This window comes from Shewanella saliphila, assembly GCF_014648295.1.
Lineage (GTDB): Bacteria > Pseudomonadota > Gammaproteobacteria > Enterobacterales > Shewanellaceae > Shewanella > Shewanella saliphila.
Window position 1 is genome coordinate 1 of sequence record NZ_BMQV01000094.1, and the last position, 1,493, is coordinate 1,493.

The 1,493-nt window shown below is 35.2% G+C and carries 2 protein-coding genes; one reads left to right on the top strand and one right to left on the bottom strand.

Going from position 1 to position 1,493, the window contains the following annotated elements; translation table 11 throughout:
• Nucleotides 1-212 precede the first annotated feature (212 nt).
• Nucleotides 213-449, top strand: coding sequence for a helix-turn-helix domain-containing protein (locus tag IEY48_RS20200; RefSeq protein ID WP_150139088.1), 237 nt, complete (start codon nt 213-215; stop codon nt 447-449).
• Between the two features lie 192 nt (nt 450-641).
• On the opposite strand, the gene IEY48_RS20205 is transcribed toward IEY48_RS20200, so the two are convergent.
• Nucleotides 642-1,004, bottom strand: coding sequence for an AbrB/MazE/SpoVT family DNA-binding domain-containing protein (locus tag IEY48_RS20205; RefSeq protein ID WP_229785903.1), 363 nt, complete (start codon nt 1,002-1,004; stop codon nt 642-644).
• Nucleotides 1,005-1,493 lie beyond the last annotated feature (489 nt).

Below are 1,493 nucleotides of genomic sequence, written 5' to 3' on the forward strand. Positions count from 1 at the left end.
CAGTAGGTTTCAACTAATTTATTCATGCTCGTTCCTTTTTCTAATCACTCTTGGTCGAATGATCGGATCAAGGAACGAGCATTTAGTTCCTTTGGGGAGCTAATTTCTTATCCGAAGCTCAGGTTAATAATTTATCTCGAATGGGTATTATAGGGCGTGGTGGCTTGTACCTCAATATGAAAATCTAATCATTTTACCTGGAGTGTTGATAGGTGAGTGATTTAGTAATTGAATTTGGCGAGAAATTAAGATACCTAAGAGTTAATGCTGGCTATTCTCAAGAGGCATTTGCAGCATATGTCGGTATTGAAAGAGGTAATTACGGGAAAATGGAAAGAGGTTGCGTCAACATCAAACTGGAAACTCTATACAAAATCGTTAATGCACTTGACTGTGAGTTTGATGAAATTCTACCAGCCAGACTCAAATATAAAGTACAACTAGATTAGTGCTAATGCTTAAAGTGAGCCTCATTAATTTATACCTATAGCAGCAGTGATAATTAGTAGTAAACTTATAAGATTATTAACTAAGGTTATGATGGAGCTGATATGTGTTTATTTAACTCGGAAATGGACATTTCTGCGTTACAAAGAGCGAACAAAGTTAGGTTTTCAGATAACTTCTAGTCTCCCAATTACCTACAACTCGTCTAATAACTGATCACCAAAATCAATTTCTACACTTTCAACTAAACTTTCAGCACTTCTACGCATACTTGCTGTGAGCGGCACTAATTTGTCGGGGTGTTGTTGCATGTCATTTTCAAGAATAGATAAAAAACCTTCCAATTCAGCGGTATTAGGTATTGCATCAAACAATCCTTCGATTGTCTTTAAAGCGGCACGATATTCATCATCAGAACTCAGAGATATCTCATCGTGACCAGTAATAATTTCATTTCCGACAGAAGGAGAATCAAGCCATGCAGTTAAATCATCAGGAACTGGTGCCGTTGCGTCACATTTTAAAAGCAATATATTGAGTTTAGTATTCTTCATCATCAATTCCTCTCTTTGAATCGTCACTATTAGAGTAGCAACTCCCGACTCTGTGGTATTACTAAAATTTGATCGACTGATTTGTGCTTAGTTTCTTATTGCTAAGCTATCCTGTCACACTTTTGGACATTTCTGAGTTACGAATGCCATCAGTGTATGCCTTGTTCGCATAAATAAAAATATGGGAAAATTCTATATCAGTGGCCAGTTTTAGTGAACCACTATAGATTTCAGTTTTGAAAAATATGGAAAATTCTAAACATGTGAAGTAATGGTGATTCAATACGACCAATATTTATCGGCCGCTACAAATATTGATTGTTACTAGAGCGAATTTATCACTTATAATTGCACTATAATGGCTTTCTTATTTGCAAATTGATAGATTTCTAATTCCATGAAATTAAATTGATAACACCATTCCCCATATATTTAAAAGTGATTGTCACTATTCCACCTGAGTTATTCATATTTAATAAAGACTCACACAAC